The following is a 16,445-nucleotide window of genomic DNA, read 5'->3' on the forward strand; positions in this document are numbered from 1 at the left end:
TCACAGAAGCTTCTCCAACGGCGATGGGCAGGCTTCTAGTATGCGGGCGGCGTTATCCACGGCTAAATCGATACCGGGCTGGCAGTAGTAGCCACCGTTAACTTGAACGGCATGCATCACGGTCTTTTGAAAATAACCAAATAGCTCGCTGTTAGGCGGCTGCGGCTGCTGCCAAAAATCCGCTAAGTCACCTTGATAGGTTAGCCCATCCAGATTATAGATCGGGTCGCTAAGCGCGTAGGTGGGGCAGTTCTTCTCCAGTGAAACGATGCCCACGGTGCTGTTAACGGTGACATTGCCCTTGGCGTGTTTGAGCAGGGCGTTGAGATCCCCAGACTCTAGATAGACGATGCGCCCTTGCAGACCATGGCGTTCGGCAAGCTGCTTGATGATCTTGGGGTAATTGACCAAGCCCATATCCAAAGGATGGTTCTTAATACACAGCTGAGAATCGCTGGGCGCGTGTTTGGCGAACGAGGCCATCACATCGTCCATCACTTCCTGCATATTGGCGTAGGGAGAGTGATCGCGAATTTGCGCATCGCTATTTAGCTGCAGCGGCAGCATAAAGTAGGGGCGGCCACTTTCGATCAACGCTTTGATGCGTTCGGCATCGCGTTTTTTCCAAGCGGCTTTTAACTGAGCAAAGCGCTTCAGGTAGCCCGCGTACTCGACCGGCGCGGTGATCGGCGCGTGATTGCGGTAGTGCGGCGCAACCAGCGGATTGGCTAGCCCGGCCAAGTGGTAACCCACATCGTGCATGGCGCGAATTTTAAACGAGGAGCGAAAACGCACAGGGGCGGGTAGTTCGGGTAGTGCTTTGCCGGTTTCATAAAACCAACTTGGGTCACGGGGCAGTAGCGAGTGGCCGTTAACGCCTTCGCGCTCCAGTGTGATCCAGAACGGGCGAAAGTAGCCCTCTTCAAATACGTGGGTGCGTATACCGGCCGCGGCGGCGTTATCCACTGCTGGGCGATGAATCGGGCGACGATCACCAAATACTACTTGGTCGGTGATCGAGTACCGCTGCCAGAGTGACTTGATATAGCCAGGTAGTTCAGCAGTAGGGCCACGAAACAGATGGCTTTGGCCGTGGGTGCGCTGCCAGTAGGCGATATCGCCCGCATTGAAGTTGACCTTAACGACACGGTGCCCATCGTTCACCAGGCGCTTGGCTAAGCGCTGGTAAAAAGGTGAGCAAACGCCCTGCAAAAATAAGAATGCACGCTTCTGATGCTTCAACTCAATGCCTTCCGATCAACAAATTACGATAACAGCGGTAGAGATGCTGTTTCCATGTAAGGGTGTTTTTGTGTGCTCTTGCCTGTTCCAACAGGCTGACGACGGTTTCAGCATTGCATAGCTGGCGAGTCGTTGGGTCTACATAGCCGGGATAGAGAATCAGGGTGCCGGCGACCAAGGCATCCAGCGAGAGTGAACGCGTACGGCGTGGGCAGCTAAGCGCATCCTGAGTTAAGCCCCAGCCAGCATAAAACGGTAGGCCGTAGGTGCTGACTTCTCGTTTGCGCAAAAGTGCTTCAAAGCCGGTTAAAGAGCTCATCGTATGTACTGCATTGACGCGCTCTAAAAGGGTTGCGATGTCGATATCGCTGGCGTCTAGATCATACAGGCGTTTGGCATCGGTATCGAGTGCTCCGACACGCGCACCGCTCAATACATCGGGATGGGCTTTATAGACAATAAAGGCATCTGGATGTGCTTCCCGCACTGCCCTTAACAGCCCGCTATTGGTGTTAATGTGCGGCGAGCCGGTGGCAATCGAGGCGTCGCTCTCTACTTGGCCAGGCACCAGTATGGTGTAACGCCCTTTGGGTAGTTCGATCCCCGACTTTCCACGTACGTTGTACTTGGAGAGTTTGAGCGCCACTAATCGCTTACGTAACTGCAGCGCACGTTGCAGCAGGTCGTCGCTAAAGGGGGCGCTATTGAGCAGAGTCTCTAAATCACTGGGTTGGCTGGGGTCGTAGTAGATACCCTGTGAATCAATCACCAGCGACAACGGCTGAGTAAGATCGACTCCCAGCCCCACTGAACGAATGAACCCATCTTCCATGCGCCATAGCTTCTCCATGTGTTGGGCGTGCTGGCATTTAAAGTCTGCATCAATACGGCTTGACCATACCAGCAGCCGTTCATCGGGCTGCTCGCTCTCGGGAAGCTTCGCTTGATAGTTCACGCGTGCGAAGGCGCCTAGAAAGTCGCCAATAAAGCGACGCTTCCAAGTAGAGAACCCGCATGCTCGCCAGCTTCCCCGATAGCGCTCCTGCTGGCGCCTTTGATCGGCGATCAAGGCAATGGTCTCTTCCAGCGTGGCAGGCTGCTGAGTGTAAGGATTAGCGTAGCGGCAATAGCGTAAATAGGCGGCGGCAAAGACCTCAACTAAGGTGCGCTTTACACGACGGCGGTGGCAGGGCAGTTGATCATGGGTAAGCCCCCAACCTGCATAAAACGGAATACCAAAGCAGTGCACCTGCTTTCCGGCCAGCAGTGCTTCAAAGCCGAGCTGGCTGGTCACGACGTAAACGTGGTCAACCTGGTCAAATAGCGCCCAGGGGTTGAGGTCTTCACCGATGACCCTGCAGCGCGGGTGGTCTGCGGCGTTAAGTAGGTGGCCCTGTTTTTTACCCGCGATAACGTCAGGATGGATCTTGACTAATATCTCGGCGTCGGGGTGCTCTGCTAATGCCGCCTCAAGCATCTGGTTGAAGCTACTAGCGCTAGCGCCCCCATAGTGAATTGAAGCATCCCCAGCGGTTTGGTCGACCACTAATACACTCGCCCGGCTGGCATCGTTAATCGGCTGATCGGGGGAGTGGTTATATTTGGAGAGCCGATAGCGAGCGATCAATGCCATGCATCGTTCAGCCTGCTCTAACTCTTCATTGTTGAAACTGGCTGTGTTGAGCCAGTTTTCCAAATCAGAAGGGCGTGAGGCGTCGTAATAAATGCCGGTCTCATCGACTACCAAACTGTGCGGCTGAAAGCCATTTACGCCTAGCCCTAACGAGCGTAAAAAGCCATCTTCTAATGCGATATAGATCAGTTGATGGCGTTGGGCATACTGCCTAGCGCTTACGCTGGTGGGTTTTAATCCCCATCCAATCACTGCCTCGGGCATCTTTTTAAGGGAGCTTATTCGGACGAATTGGTCAAATTCGGGCAGTAGCGCAGGCAAGGTAGCCAGCTTGCGAATACCTGGGGACGTGTAACCTGCCGTTCGTTTCGCCATACATGAGGCCGCTTTGAGGTAACAGGATTAGGGGTAGGCGGGCGAACATACGTTAATTGGAGGGGGTTATCAATTCAGGCGTTGTGAGTACTCACTATTTTTTCGATGCATAGCAACTATTTGCATGATAAAAAAAATTACCTTAAGTTTGATTTATTCAACGCGCATGGTTGTCACTTTTTTGGTAGATTCGCTTACTCTATGTGCCCTTAATACCGTTCTCTAGGATCTGGAATTAAAGTAAAGTATGCATAAAAAGGATAGTCGGTGCGCTTTGCCTGTCTGCTAAAGAATCTATTTTCTTTCAGTTCCTTGAAGGGGCGCCTTTTGCTGGGGCTCTCCTTTACTTTGCTGTTGCTGATCGCGTTGGTGCTGGGTATGGCGTGGCAAGTCGGAAAGACTATGGTGCAAGAGACTAATATGTCGCACTTGCGCTATGAAGCCACTCTACTTGCTGATGAGGTGACCCAACAAATTGAGATGCGCTTCCAAGCATTAGAACGCTTAAGCGAAATGATTGGCACCACAGAGGATGCGAGCTGGATCAGCTATCAACTGCAGCAGAACGATAGCCTACTAGCTTTGTTTGAGGGGATTGTGGTTGCTAACAGTGATGGTGAGGTTATTGCTGATTGGCCTGCAATCGTTGGTCGCGTAGGGCTCGACACCTCTGAGCTTGAGTATTTTCATATGCTTCGTGGTATTCGCCGACCCTATGTTAGCGAGCCCTTTGTCGGTCGTGCGAGCGGTATGCCGATGGTGCTAGTGGGCGTGCCACGATTTACCAAGCAAGGCGAGTTTGACGGTTTTATTGGAGGTGTCCTTAGCTTGGATTCAGGAGGGATATTTAGCCGTTTAGCTAAAGTTCGCTTGGGTGAAAAAGGCTATGCAGGTGTTGCTACTGCCTCGGGTAAAGTCTTATACCATCCTGAAAATTCATTAATTAATGCTTCTGTACCCAGTAAGGCATTGAACCCATGGCTGGATTTGGCGCTGGATGGTTGGGAAGGTGATGCTGTAGGTCGGCTTGTGAGCGGGGAAATGGGGCTGCAATCTTATGCGCAGATTTGGCCTGCTGGTTGGATCGTTGGCCTTTACGTGCCTATTTCCCAAGCACAACTTCCCCTAGCAGATTTTATCAAGCAGCTTTGGTGGACATGGGTTGTGCTTGTTTTACTTATGTTCCCTTTGCTGTGGTGGATGTTGGGACGAGTGCTTACACCGTTGAGGCATTTGGAGAAACAGATTGGCGAGGTGGGTTTAGGGCACCGTGAGAGCGTCAGTTTGGCTACCAAGATGCAAGAGCTACAGCAGGTGGCGAGCACCTTTAACCGAGTGGAAGATGAACGGCAGCTGTTGTTAGGCAATCTTCAAGAGCGCGAGGCGTTTCTTGACTCGGTACTGAATGCCGCGCCGCAGGGTATGTTTGTCGCTAATATGAAAGGTGACATTACTTACATGAACCCTGCGCTACTCGATATGCTGGGTATTCTTCCAGGTTCGCCTATGGAATCTTGGCTTAAGCAGATCCACATGTCTGATCGTGATGGGGCTAAAGACATGTGGCTACATAGCCTGCGCACCGGTAGTGATTTTGTCCGCCAATTGCGTTTTTTGCGCAGTGATAACGAACTTCTTTGGCTAGATATACATGCGCGGGTAGTCACGCTTTCTCAAGATGGCCATACCCTTGGTTTAGTGGGTGTAGTTAAAGATATTACCGAGCGTAGGGAGCAGGAAGCCATTCAGCGCTGGGAAGCTGAACATGACCCGTTAACCGGCCTGTTGAATCGTAGGGGCTTTGAGCGCCGCCTAGAAGAAGCCTTTGCCGATTTCCAAAAAACCAGCACGCCTTCAGCTCTTTTGTTGTTTGATTTGGATCACTTCAAACCCATCAATGATGAAGGTGGCCATGCTCTAGGCGATGAGATGTTGCGCCGCATTGCTCAGGTGGTTGCCTGGGAAGTCCGCCGTAGCGACCATGTGGCGCGCCAAGGGGGAGATGAGTTTGGTGTGCTGCTCCCCAGCTGCACCTTGGCTCAGGCAAGGAGAATCGCTGAATCCCTGCGTCAGTCGGTAGGGGAAATCTCTGTTACCCATGAAGGCAAAGAGTACATGGTTACACTCAGTATTGGCGTTACCACCTTTGATGAAGAGGATTCTAATGTGTCTGACGTTCTGGCACGGGCCGATGCCGGTAGTTACAAAGCCAAAGGGATGGGACGCGATGGGGTAGTTGTCAATATGCCTCACAATAACGATGACGTAATGGCGCTTTTCGATTCGCCCAAATAGTTTCTCATATAAGCACTCTAAGCCTGTGCAGTGGCTTGGCGTGCTTAGCAGTCGACAAAACATGTCCAGCAGTAGAGTATAAGCAGATGCTGAACTTGTCGTTAGAAGCCAGTTTTTAAAATCAAGGCTGACTGAGATACTGTTGTGAACCTACTTGAACTGTTTGCCCGCACGCTGGATGTCACGCTGCCTGTCTTTGCGATGGTGTTTGTAGGCCTGGGCCTTAAGCGCTTGAAATGGATTGATAGTGCCTTCGTCTCGACCGCTTCTGCGCTGGTATTCAAAGCAACACTCCCCACGCTGATCTTCCTTAGTTTGATTAAAGCTGACCTAAGCGTTGCGCTGGACGTTTCGCTGATGCTGTTTTTTGCTGTGGCAACGCTGGGGCAGTTTTTATTCAGTTGGGGCTGGGCGCGCTACCGTGTAGCACCTCAGGATCGTGGTATTTACGTTCAAGGCGCGTTTCGCGGCAATTGTGGGATAGTGGGTTTGGCGCTAGCGGCGGGCATGTACGGTAACTATGGCCTGTCAGCGGGCAGTCTTTTGCTGGGCGTGGTCATCGTGATGTATAACGCGCTTTCGGTCATCGTGCTGGCATTTTACCAACCTGGTCAATCCACCGATTGGCGCAGCCTGCTCAAACATGTAGCGAAAAACCCACTCATTATTTCCGTATTTGCAGCATTACCCTTTACCGCGCTGTCGATCCCACTGCCCAGTTGGGTGATTACCTCAGGAAACTATTTTGCCTCGTTAACACTACCGTTGGCGCTGATTTGTATTGGTGCGACGCTCTCCGTGTCGAGCATGCGTGACAGCAGCCAAGTGGCACTTGGCGCTAGTTTGATGAAGATGGTAACACTACCGGTGCTCTCCACCGTGGCGGCCTGGTTGGTGGGCTTTTCCGGCGAACAGCTGGGCTTACTGTTTCTGTTCTTTGCCAGCCCCACCGCTGCCGCAAGTTTTGTAATGGTCAAAGCAATAGGCGGCAATGTCGCTCTGGCCGCCAATATCATCGCCATTACCACCCTGATGGCGAGCATTACCGTTACGCTGGGTGTCTTCGCGCTGCGTTTACTCGGCTGGATATAGAGTTGAATAGCGCAACTCGGTTGGCCCTGCCTAAGCTGACGCGTTATACTACGCGCCCGCAAGTTTGGACGACGTTAGTCCCTGTAGCTCAGTAGGATAGAGCAGCCGCCTCCTAAGCGGCAGGTCGCAGGTTCGACTCCTGCCAGGGACGCCAACGGGCTGTTTTGAGAAGGCCTGACAAAGCCAAAAATGATGTGTAACACTCTGAAAGACTTTATTTTTTAGCCCTCACTGTTCCTCGGCATTCCTTCCAAAGCCAGCTAACAAATGGTATACAGAATGGTATATCTCACCATTCGAAGATGCTCGGTATACCACCATGGCGCTAACTATCCGGCAGATCACCGCAACTAAACCTGGCACGAAAATTATCTCCCTCTCCGATGGTCAAGGACTAGAACTGAGGATTTGGCCAGATGGCCGCCGTGGGTGGCGTTTGCGTTACACCCGCCCCAACGGCAAGCGCAACATGGTCAGCCTTGGCAGTTACCCCGATGTGAGCCTTGCAGAGGCCCGTGAGAAGCGAACGGACATACGGCGTCAACTTGCCCAGGGTATCGACCCCGTAGAGCAGAAACAGAGCGATAAACGCCACCAGCAGTATGCCGCGCAGAATACGTTCAGAGTGATTGCGATGGAGTGGCACGTCGCCATGGTGCCGCGCTGGAAAGAAAGTTCGAAGCGCGCCAACGACAGCAAGCGCGTGCTTGAAATGTACGTGTTTCCGAAGGTGGGAGACCGCTCAATAGAGAGCATTTTGCCGCTAGAGTGGTTGGAGATACTGCGTACCTTGGAGGAGGCGGGCAAATTCGAGCAGAGGCGCCGCCTGCACGCCTTTTGCCGTGACATCTACCGCTTTGCCATCATCACGGGCAGGGCCAGCTACAACCCCCTTACAGACCTCAACACGGCGCTTAAACCCTACAAGCGGGGCAGCTTCCCCCATATCTCCCAAAGCGAGCTGCCGCAGTACGTGAGCGACATCGAGGCTTACCAAAAAAGCCCTATGGTGCGCATTGGCCTAAAGCTACTGCTGCTAACGGCGGTGCGCCCTGGTGAGCTGCGCATGGCAGAATGGGAAGAGATCGACCTGCAAGCCGCTGTATGGAAGATTCCCGCCGAACGCATGAAGATGGGCAGGGCGCACCAAGTGCCGTTACCTACCCAGGCAGTGGACGAGCTGCGCTACCTGCACAAGCTAACAGGCGCGTTCAAATTGCTTTTCCCAGGCCGCAATAACCCCCGTAAGCCAATATCAGATGCCGCCTTCAACATGGCGTTAAAGCGCATGGGCTACGAAGGCAAGCATGTACCCCACGGCACGCGCCATGTGGTGGCCACTGGCCTAAAAGAGTTGGGCTATCCTAGAGAGTGGATCGAGGCCCAGCTATCGCACAAGCTGCCGGGTATCGAGGGCGTTTATACCCACGCCGAACACATGGCCCCGGATCAGCGGCCCGCCATGATGCAATTTTGGGCAGATCACCTCTTTGGCACCGAGAGGCGAAGCGAAGGTCTAGCATCATGAAAGGGCTAGGGGAGAAGTGCCCAGCGTGTGGGGCCATTATGAGAACCACGCAGCGCCGCAGGATAACCAACCAGCACCAAGAGGCGGTGTTGCAGTGCTACGGCTGTCGGCGGCTTTGGCGCGTTGACCTGCATTTCTCGCCTGTTAGGGCTTACAAACGTCCAAAGGCTGAGAGTGACATAAGCGAGAAAGAGCCTGAAGCTAGCTGCGTACTTGTCGACGAAAGGATCTGCTATCCAGATGAATTGTGCTTTTTTGGCGATATGTGTGGCAAATGCGGTTCGTTTTTTCGTGTTAGAACAAGTAGGCGCGTTTCTCAGTATTTCAAAGTGTTCTATTTGAACTGTACTGGCCCCAAGTGTGGAGCCAGAGCTAAAGTGGAGTTAAGCATTTCTTAAGATTTTTGCTGAATTTTTTTGATTTTAGCCAAGTGGATACGGGTAGTTGTTAGATAAAACGAGAGGCTCAACGTCTGAGAGCTCCCTAAACTCTGCCTCCAAATACTGACAGGTTTCAAGTTGGCCAAGTATCTGCAGTGCTCTATAAATGGTCGTCATTAGCGTAGTTTTTGATAGGTATTCTCCAATTTCTGAATGAACTCTTTCTTCTCTTTCTGCAAGCTGTATGTCTTGTAAGCTACTTTGGAGGATGCTTTCAAAATCCTCTGAATAAATTGGGAAGTGGTCATTTCCTAGCTCATAAAGAGAGTGGAGTTCGGCAAACCCATTTATGCTGATCTTTTCAAGGCATTTCTCGATGTATTCAAGCTCTATTTCGTTGTGCTTTATCATTGCGTCAACGCTAAATCCGTTATCCATAAGATTGAACTGACTATAAGGTAACCACTGTTTGAAATAATGGGAAATATCTTCCTTTTCTATATATGTTAGTTTTTTCTCGATGCCTATTAGGCTAGATAGTTCATGGTTTTCTTTAATTAAGTCTATTGCTGCGCTGAATTCTTTAGAGCCAATTGAGTAGCTTGTTTTTATTTCGCTTTTAATCTCTTTGAATATTTCTGTTCTCCATAAATGATAATTGGGCAAACTCAGGGCTATGCAATATAGGTCATACCTTGATAGTGATTTGGTATAAGTTTTTTTTGAATACTCATTCTGGAGAGACCTGTTTGCAAAGCCAAGTTCGCTAATAAGGTCAGAAAGCTCTATAAACCTTTCTCTTAGTAGAAGCAAGTTAATTACTGGTGTTTTTACTAAGTGCTTTTGGTTGTTTAAATCTACTGGGTAACGAAATGTTTGCCCGTTAGGGTCAATTTCAAATATGTCAGATACATATTCAGATAGATTTTTGTTGATTGCTATATAGCGCCTATCTGTTATCTCTGATTGTTCTTTGTAAAATGCCCACAATTCACCGATATCATGGGTAGACGAAAGCTTGAAGCTTCTTAGTTCATGACTGTCACGTATATTTCTCAACGACTCTATTGCACCTTTAAGGCAAAGCTCAAGGGAGTGCCTTATGCAAAATGCAATAGGGTAAATTATAGTGTCTCTATTGCTGTCATGGGCTGGTTTGTTAGCAATTTCGTCAAGTAGCTTTTTTGCTGCATCAATATAGCCTTGAATATAGTCTTCAGTATCTTGAAAGCCGTTGTTTCCAACACATGCGTTATAGTCAGTCGGGTGTTGTCCACGAAAAGTATTGTTATACACGCGTTCGGAATCTTGTTGCATTGTATTTCTGATCCTTGGCTATGAGGTTTTAGTGAAGTGTAAATATGTAAATTAGCCTTTACTCCTTACCCAAAGCAATCATTATCCATTTATTGCTTTGCAACTGAACCGCTGCCCCCGCAGCGGTTTTTTTGTGCCTGTGCAAGGCCAAATGTTGTATCGCGTTGTACGAAGGCCCTCTTACACATGCTGCCGCTGGCAAGGTTTTGGCATGGGCGTCAAGCTTAGTCGGGCTACTGGAGCATTTGCTGGGAACGAGACCGCGAGGACATAAACCCATGACCGACACCACACACCAACCCAACTTCAAGACCGTGAACCAGATCCCGCTAGGCAATCGCCTGTTGCGCCGTAAAGACGTGGAGCAGAAAACCGGAAAGAGCCGTTCGGCCATTTATGAAGGTATTCGCCAGGGCACGTTTCCGGCCCCGGTGCCTATCGGTGGCAAAAGCGTTGCTTGGCTGGAAGAGGAGGTGGATAGCTGGATTGCTCACTGTCTGGAACAGCGCAAACGTCAACGCCTGGAAAACTGCCCCACACCGCTACGCATGACCACCCAACCGCAGGAGCAACGCGCATGAACCAGTTTGAAGTCACGATCAACGGCACCACGCTGCAACTGACCGCTGAGGATGTGGCGGTACTGTCAACCGCCATGATGGACGCTATGCGTACCCCTAGTGAGCAAACGTTCCGTAAGGGCACGACAGGAAACATCTACGCCAAGCTGATGAACGGTCAGAGTGGAAGTGCCCAGCGTTTCAGCAAGCAATCGTCTACGGGCATCGTCGAAACCGACTGCTAACCCCCTAAACCCTTTCCGCAAGTAGTAGCGCTGCTGGGCTAATGCCCAGTGGGTAGGGGGAAGTTTTGCCCAAAAAACGAAAAAGGCTCCAAAGCTGGGGGGCGATGGAGCCGAAGCAAAGCAAAAGAAAGGTGCCCATGAAGTCTATCAAAGTAAGTGAAATTTGCTGCCTCGAAAGCTTGCGAGGAACGCTAGGGAATGCTTATCATGGTAGTGCTGTAGCAAAATCTGCAGCCGGGCGTAGGAACCCGATTACACAAAGGCGCTACAGCGCCCTTACCATTGCAGGCGCTTTTTTCATGCCTGTAGTGCGTCGTTATGGCGGCTGTGCGTGGGCAGACTTCGGTCTGGCCGGTTTCCTTTGTGACCGGTTTCCTACCCCGCGTACGGTCGCCACCCAATCCCGTAGGAAGGATCGTGGTGACTCCAAACACAAAGGAGTCTTACCCATGGCCAATCAAAACCAAGGTGCGTATACGCACACCCAAATTTCCCCCTCGCAAGTTTCTACCGCGCTTATCGGTGCAAAACTGATTGCTTACCGTGTGAACCGTAAGCCTGAACAGCTTCACCAGTTGTTAGGCATGGCTCGCATGGCCTGCGCACTTAACGCCCTTTCTTACCAAGAACATGACCAACTTCTCATCGAGCTAGAGCGCCTATGCGTTGAGGGGGTGGATCATGCCTAATTTCACCCAATCCCCACGCCTAGAAGATGCGCTTTGCCTGACCGAGGCAGAGTGCCTATTGATCGACCCCCGCGCCGATCACGACGCACTGTTTGACCAAGCGGAAGCCCGTCTGGAAGCCGCTAGCAACTTAATGTTTACGCTTTGCCAACTGGATACGCCAGGAGCCAGCGCGGATGCCCGCGATCTAGCCAATGTGGCGATTGCGTCGCGCTTTCTGCTAGCTGACTCCCATGACCTACTCATGGCTGCCCGCCTAGTCGCAAAACGTCAACAAGCGCCTGCCAGGAAGGGGGTGCGCCATGGCTAAAACGACTATCCAAAAGATTCAGCAGGTCGCGGCGGTGGCACTGAACAGCGCTGAAATTCTACTGGCCGAATGGCTGCCTGATGGGCAGCGCCAGGGGAGTGAGTGGGTAGCCTGTAACACGGCCCGCGCCGATGCCTGCCCAGGCTCGTTTGGCGTGTCGCTCGTCTCTGGCAAGTGGAACGACTTTGCCGACCAAGACGCCCACGGTGGGGATCTGGTCTCCCTGCTGAGCTACCTGCGTAACTGTCGGCAAGTCGACGCCGCTAGGCTGATCGATGAGCAGCTTGGGCTAGGTATTTTTCAACGTGCAGGCGCTTCTACCGCGCCGCTACCCAAGCCCTACGATGTGCCCACCAAAACCCAGCTACGCCAGCAGGCAGACGCCGAGCGTTTAGCTGCCCATGAACGCGCTGCCCAGGCGGCGAAACGGCTTTGGCACTCGGCAGGCCCCGCTAACCCTGCGCACCCTTACTTGGTGGAAAAGGGGATTGAGCCTTACCACCTTCGCCAATCCGCACAGGGCCAATTACTTGTGCCGCTTTATGCGGATGGGCAATTGGTCAATGTGCAGTGCATCGACCAGCAAGGCCACAAACGGTTTTTGAAAGGTGGCCGTGTGCGGGGCGCTTATGCGCCCCTCGGCAGGGTGCAGGCAGGCCGACAGCTTTTTATTTGTGAGGGCTGGGCCACTGGAGCAACCCTTCACACCCATACCCGCGAGCCAGTGGCGTGTGCCATGAACGCGGGCAATCTTGCCGCCGTGGCCGAAACCCTACGCGAACGATACGACGCCCTGGATTTGGTGATAGCCGGGGATGACGACCGCCTGACCCCCGGCAACCCAGGCCGCACCGCCGCCAACGCGGCAGCGCTGGCAGTGGGTGCACTGGTGCTGTTTCCCGTATGGCCACAAGACGCCCCCACCACACTCAGCGACTTTAACGACTTAGCTCGCTGGTATCGCCAGCAAAGGAACGCCACATGAGCGAGCAAACGACACGCGAACAACAAGCGCACCTTGCCCTAGTGGGCAAGCCGACCGCGCCCAAGATCGACACCTTAGAGCGCCCCAGCTACGCCGTGTATGAAGGGCCAACCATGGTTGAAGGCAAGCAGTACCGGGCGGGCACTTGGTATCACGGCATCAAGCACACCAACAGCGACGAGGCAGGCCAGCCGTTTGACCTCTGGCTGTGCGCACCGCTGTACGTCAAAGCGGAAACGATCAATAGCGACGATGGCAGTGTGGGCCGCCTGTTGCGCTTCAAGCACCGCGGCCACGCCATTGAGTACGTCATGCCCATGGAAGCCCTAGCGGGCAAAGGGGAAGAGGTGCTGAAAGCCTTGCTACGCCAAGGGCTAGAGGTGGATTACCACCAACGCCGCTATGTGCCTGCTTACATTGCTAGCTACCACGGCTTAACACGCATTCTCGCCACAACCACCAAGCCAGGATGGCACGAGCGAAGCGGGGCCTTTGTGCTGCCGAGCCGGGTTTTAGGCGGTGAAGATGTGCGCTATCAGGATAGCGGCAAGGGCGCACTACTGTTTTCAGAGCGGGGCACCTTGGAGGGCTGGAAAAGCGAGCTGGCTTACTACTGCCAGGGCAACCCGGTACTGATCCTTTCGGTTTGCTGCGCATTGGCAGGCCCGCTGCTTTCAAAAGTAGGCGTGAATGGGGGCGGTGTGCATCTGGTAGGCGACTCCTCAAGCGGTAAGTCACTCGCCCAGGCACTCGCCGCCACGGTATGGGGTGACCCTAGCCGCTTTGCCGCCTCTTGGGATATGTCGCGGGGTGGTATCGAGATCGAGGCATCGTCACGCAATGACACGGTGCTGATTCTGGACGAGATCAAGCGCGCCGATCCGAAGCGGGTACAAGAAATGGCCTACGCCATCGCTAACGGAACGGGCAAGGGCACCATGACCCGCGAACGGGAAGGGCGGCCCAAGCTGTATTGGCGGGTTTTGGCGCTTTCCAGTGGGGAACGATCGCTGACAGAACACGCCGCCATTTCTGGCAATGCCGCCCATGCCGGGGCAGAACTGCGCATGGTGGACGTGAACGCAGGCACCCGCACTTATCGCGCCTTTGACGACGTACACGGCATGAGTGGGGCCACCTTCCATAGAAGGCTGACCACGGCCACAGCGCACCACTTCGGCATGATCGGCCCCGCCTTCGTGGAGCAGATACTCAAGGAAACCGATCCCGACTACTTTTATCGGCGGTTTGCTGAGGTACGGGAAGGATTCAATTCTGAAGGCCCCCAGGCGGGCAGGGTAGCGGATCGCTTCGCCATCATTGGGCTAGCCGGGGAACTGGCGACAACTTACGGAATTTTGCCGTGGGAAGAGGGCACCGCAGCCAATGCAAGCCGCCAGCTTTTTCGCGAGTGGATCGCCAGGGTGGGCGACGGTAACGCAGAAGATCGGCAAATACTTAGCGCGCTATCAGATTTTATCGCCATGCACGGTGATAGCCGCTTTTCCAATATTGCTGCTGAGCTACCCAACTCCAACATTAAGCATCGAGCAGGTTACTTCGAGATCGAGGACGGCAAGCGCCTTTACCTGTTCAACCGTGCCTCACTGACTGAGGCGGCAGCGGGGTATGGCCGTGACCGCGTGATACGCACCCTGGAAACCTACAACGTGCTAGCCAAAACCGACAGTGGCCGCCGCCAGAAAAACTACCGCCTGCCAGGAGGAGGGAGCACGCGCTTTTTCGTCATTGATCCCGACAAGCTGGATGCAGAGCGAGGGGGCGAATGATGGATAGGCTTTTTACGCGTGAACCTAGTTTCTGTGGCAACACTGGCTACAACGGCAACACCCAGCAACCATGCGGCTTGCAGCCGTTGCCTATTAATAAGAGAGGTGGCAACAAAGGCAACACATATCTTTATATCTATAGAGCACCTGATTTTGTCTGTTGCCGTTTTAAAAAAGCGGCTACAGGTTGCCAAAAAAAATACCAATTAAATCAATGGTGTTACCGGTGTTGCCTCGTTGCCCGCGTTTTTGAAATCAGTCAGGGGAATTATAGGGGAGTGGTTTCGTTCGTTATGCGAACACTTCCTGATTGTCTCCTTGCCGTGCCCCATCCCCCTTTCTGGCAGGCGCTTTTCTTCTTTCTCCCGTTTTCCCAACCGTGGGGCCTTGGCTCCGCATCCTCACCCTGCACCCCAACCGCCCAATGGAGGGCCTGATGAACCAACCAGCAACCACCACTCAACAGACCGACCGTAACAGCAACGAGGGCCTAAGCATGGAAACCGCAAAATCGGAAGTTCAAGCTCCTGTACCCGCCAAAGGGGGGAAAGCGCCTGGACGTTCACTTACTTACTTCGATGCTCCCTACATAGCGAGTTGTATCTCAGAGGAAGATCTGCGCGAGAATGTCGAGAACGGCTTGAAGAGATACCTCACGCGTCGCCGGAAGCTGACAGAGGTGTGCAATGAACTGGATCGGCTGAAAAAAACGCTAAGCGCGCTAGAACAGGAGGGCGAAGAAGCCGATGGAGAGTGGAAGCAGAGCTTTTTGAAAGGCTTTGGCAAACAGACTAAATCGATGCGCGATAAGGTCAAACAGAAAACCCAGGCTAAGCTAGAGGCCGAGCAGATCAAGGAAATGATCGAGTTACTTGAGCCACAGGCCCAGTGGATCAAAATGTATACCTATCTGGCGCGTAATGCCTTAGTGGACAATAAAAGCAGGCTCATCGACTTGGTGACGCATAATCGCCTAATTGAAGCTGTGGACGAGCTTTCCCGTAACACAGAGTGCATGGCCAAGTTAGGGGAGGTTGTGAAGTACCTGTTCGAGCGCATCGAAACAGATACCTGCAACGATCATGCTTACATGGCTACGTTAGGGATCGATGCCTGGAAGCAAAAAGGAGCGGCCTATAAGGCGGTAATGAACTACGAAGACACCGCTCAACTGAATCGCGAGGTGAGCAGGCGTCAAATGTCGGCACTTGGCGATCTGTTCCTCAGTCGCATACCAGTCGATCACAAGCGGATAAAGCTCCCAGGAACCGAGATCCCTGAGCGCCTGCCGTTTGAAGACTATAAAGATGGCGGCTATTACTCACCCATCCGCTTCCCACGTGAGCTGAAAGAGCTTGAAGAAAAAATGGGCTTCGTACCAAGCCTTGATGAGCTGGATAACGACGATACAGCCGCCTAGCGCTCAATCACGCCCCTCAAGCCAAAGCCTCGCCCTGTGCGGGGCTTTCTCGTTTCAAAGCATTAGCAGGGCTTACAGCGGCACACAGCGGCTATATAGGGTGGTCGCCAAGGGGTAGGCCCCCCAGGCCGCCGCAACCTACGGCGCGTTGTCCCCCACCCGCCTGCGGAGTTCGCTTGTGGGGCAGTTCTTCATGCACCCTGCAAAATGGGCCAAAGCCAGCCTTTGGTGGGCTGTAAGCGGTTTTGGGATGCATGGGAGCCATGCGAAATCATGCAGTTTTATAAGCCTTCAATGAGAAGAGGGAGAGGCAATCCCTAAAGTTAAGCACCTAAGCTTTGAATTGTTGAGAAAGGCATTCCAGAAGAGGCCTGACAGTACAGTCCCATTCCATTGAGAGGTGATGCAAAGTGGTCTAAAGTCTCATATGTTTGGGTTGTACAAACCTAGAGAAATAATGAATACTGCCTAAATATCATGAAGCAAAGAGGTAATGGCTGATTAGTGAAAATTTAATTGAAGTCATTAATTTTCGGGTCATCAACTACTTTTAAAGGTGTCTACATTTCCGGTAAGTGCTTCAA

At 52.7% G+C, this 16,445-nt stretch carries 14 protein-coding genes and 1 tRNA gene; 12 read left to right on the forward strand and 3 right to left on the reverse strand.

The window, feature by feature from the left end:
- Entirely contained in the window at positions 1–1,242 is a 1,242-nt protein-coding gene (locus tag YERSI8AC_RS08405) for a capsule biosynthesis protein (protein WP_159176539.1), read from the reverse strand.
- A gap of 1 nt (position 1,243) precedes the next feature.
- Entirely contained in the window at positions 1,244–3,250 is a 2,007-nt protein-coding gene (locus YERSI8AC_RS08410) for a capsular polysaccharide biosynthesis protein (RefSeq protein WP_159176540.1), read from the reverse strand.
- Positions 3,251–3,577: 327 nt separating this feature from the next.
- Here YERSI8AC_RS08410 and YERSI8AC_RS08415 point away from each other — a divergent pair, with 327 nt between their 5' ends.
- The 5 genes from YERSI8AC_RS08415 (at position 3,578) to YERSI8AC_RS08435 (ending at position 8,563) form a co-directional block, all read left to right on the forward strand.
- Positions 3,578–5,545 (forward strand): sensor domain-containing diguanylate cyclase, encoded by a 1,968-nt coding sequence (locus tag YERSI8AC_RS08415; protein ID WP_138800573.1) that lies wholly within the window; start codon positions 3,578–3,580, stop codon positions 5,543–5,545.
- A gap of 144 nt (positions 5,546–5,689) precedes the next feature.
- The gene (locus YERSI8AC_RS08420; RefSeq protein WP_009288312.1) at positions 5,690–6,637 is read left to right on the forward strand and encodes an AEC family transporter; all 948 of its coding nucleotides are present in this window, start codon (positions 5,690–5,692) and stop codon (positions 6,635–6,637) included.
- Positions 6,638–6,714: 77 nt separating this feature from the next.
- Positions 6,715–6,791, forward strand: a tRNA-Arg gene (locus YERSI8AC_RS08425).
- Between the two features lie 165 nt (positions 6,792–6,956).
- Positions 6,957–8,165, forward strand: coding sequence for a tyrosine-type recombinase/integrase (locus tag YERSI8AC_RS08430; protein WP_159176541.1), 1,209 nt, complete (start codon positions 6,957–6,959; stop codon positions 8,163–8,165).
- 263 nt (positions 8,166–8,428) lie between these two features.
- Positions 8,429–8,563, forward strand: a complete 135-nt coding sequence (locus YERSI8AC_RS08435; protein ID WP_422822537.1) for an ogr/Delta-like zinc finger family protein — start codon at positions 8,429–8,431, stop codon at positions 8,561–8,563.
- Between the two features lie 24 nt (positions 8,564–8,587).
- On the opposite strand, the gene YERSI8AC_RS08440 is transcribed toward YERSI8AC_RS08435, so the two are convergent.
- Positions 8,588–9,862 (reverse strand): hypothetical protein, encoded by a 1,275-nt coding sequence (locus YERSI8AC_RS08440; RefSeq protein ID WP_159176543.1) that lies wholly within the window; start codon positions 9,860–9,862, stop codon positions 8,588–8,590.
- 278 nt (positions 9,863–10,140) lie between these two features.
- Here YERSI8AC_RS08440 and YERSI8AC_RS08445 point away from each other — a divergent pair, with 278 nt between their 5' ends.
- From YERSI8AC_RS08445 to YERSI8AC_RS08475, 7 genes are all read left to right on the forward strand, one after another.
- The gene (locus YERSI8AC_RS08445) at positions 10,141–10,443 is read left to right on the forward strand and encodes a helix-turn-helix transcriptional regulator (protein ID WP_159176544.1); all 303 of its coding nucleotides are present in this window, start codon (positions 10,141–10,143) and stop codon (positions 10,441–10,443) included.
- Positions 10,440–10,667, forward strand: a complete 228-nt coding sequence (locus YERSI8AC_RS08450) for a hypothetical protein (RefSeq protein WP_159176545.1) — start codon at positions 10,440–10,442, stop codon at positions 10,665–10,667. Before YERSI8AC_RS08445 ends, YERSI8AC_RS08450 begins: the two co-directional genes overlap by 4 nt.
- 449 nt (positions 10,668–11,116) lie before the next feature.
- Positions 11,117–11,356, forward strand: a complete 240-nt coding sequence (locus YERSI8AC_RS08455) for a hypothetical protein (protein ID WP_159176546.1) — start codon at positions 11,117–11,119, stop codon at positions 11,354–11,356.
- The gene (locus tag YERSI8AC_RS08460) at positions 11,349–11,666 is read left to right on the forward strand and encodes a hypothetical protein (protein ID WP_159176547.1); all 318 of its coding nucleotides are present in this window, start codon (positions 11,349–11,351) and stop codon (positions 11,664–11,666) included. The genes YERSI8AC_RS08455 and YERSI8AC_RS08460 overlap by 8 nt, the downstream gene beginning before the upstream one ends.
- Positions 11,659–12,651 carry a toprim domain-containing protein gene (locus tag YERSI8AC_RS08465; protein WP_159176548.1) on the forward strand — a complete coding sequence of 331 codons (993 nt, stop codon included), beginning with the start codon at positions 11,659–11,661 and terminating at the stop codon, positions 12,649–12,651. Before YERSI8AC_RS08460 ends, YERSI8AC_RS08465 begins: the two co-directional genes overlap by 8 nt.
- Positions 12,648–14,441 carry a DUF927 domain-containing protein gene (locus tag YERSI8AC_RS08470; protein WP_159176549.1) on the forward strand — a complete coding sequence of 598 codons (1,794 nt, stop codon included), beginning with the start codon at positions 12,648–12,650 and terminating at the stop codon, positions 14,439–14,441. The genes YERSI8AC_RS08465 and YERSI8AC_RS08470 overlap by 4 nt, the downstream gene beginning before the upstream one ends.
- A gap of 496 nt (positions 14,442–14,937) precedes the next feature.
- Entirely contained in the window at positions 14,938–15,861 is a 924-nt protein-coding gene (locus YERSI8AC_RS08475) for a hypothetical protein (protein WP_159176550.1), read from the forward strand.
- The last annotated feature ends 584 nt before the right edge of the window (positions 15,862–16,445 follow it).

The organism is Halomonas sp. 113 (assembly GCF_904067645.1).
Lineage (GTDB): Bacteria > Pseudomonadota > Gammaproteobacteria > Pseudomonadales > Halomonadaceae > Vreelandella > Vreelandella titanicae.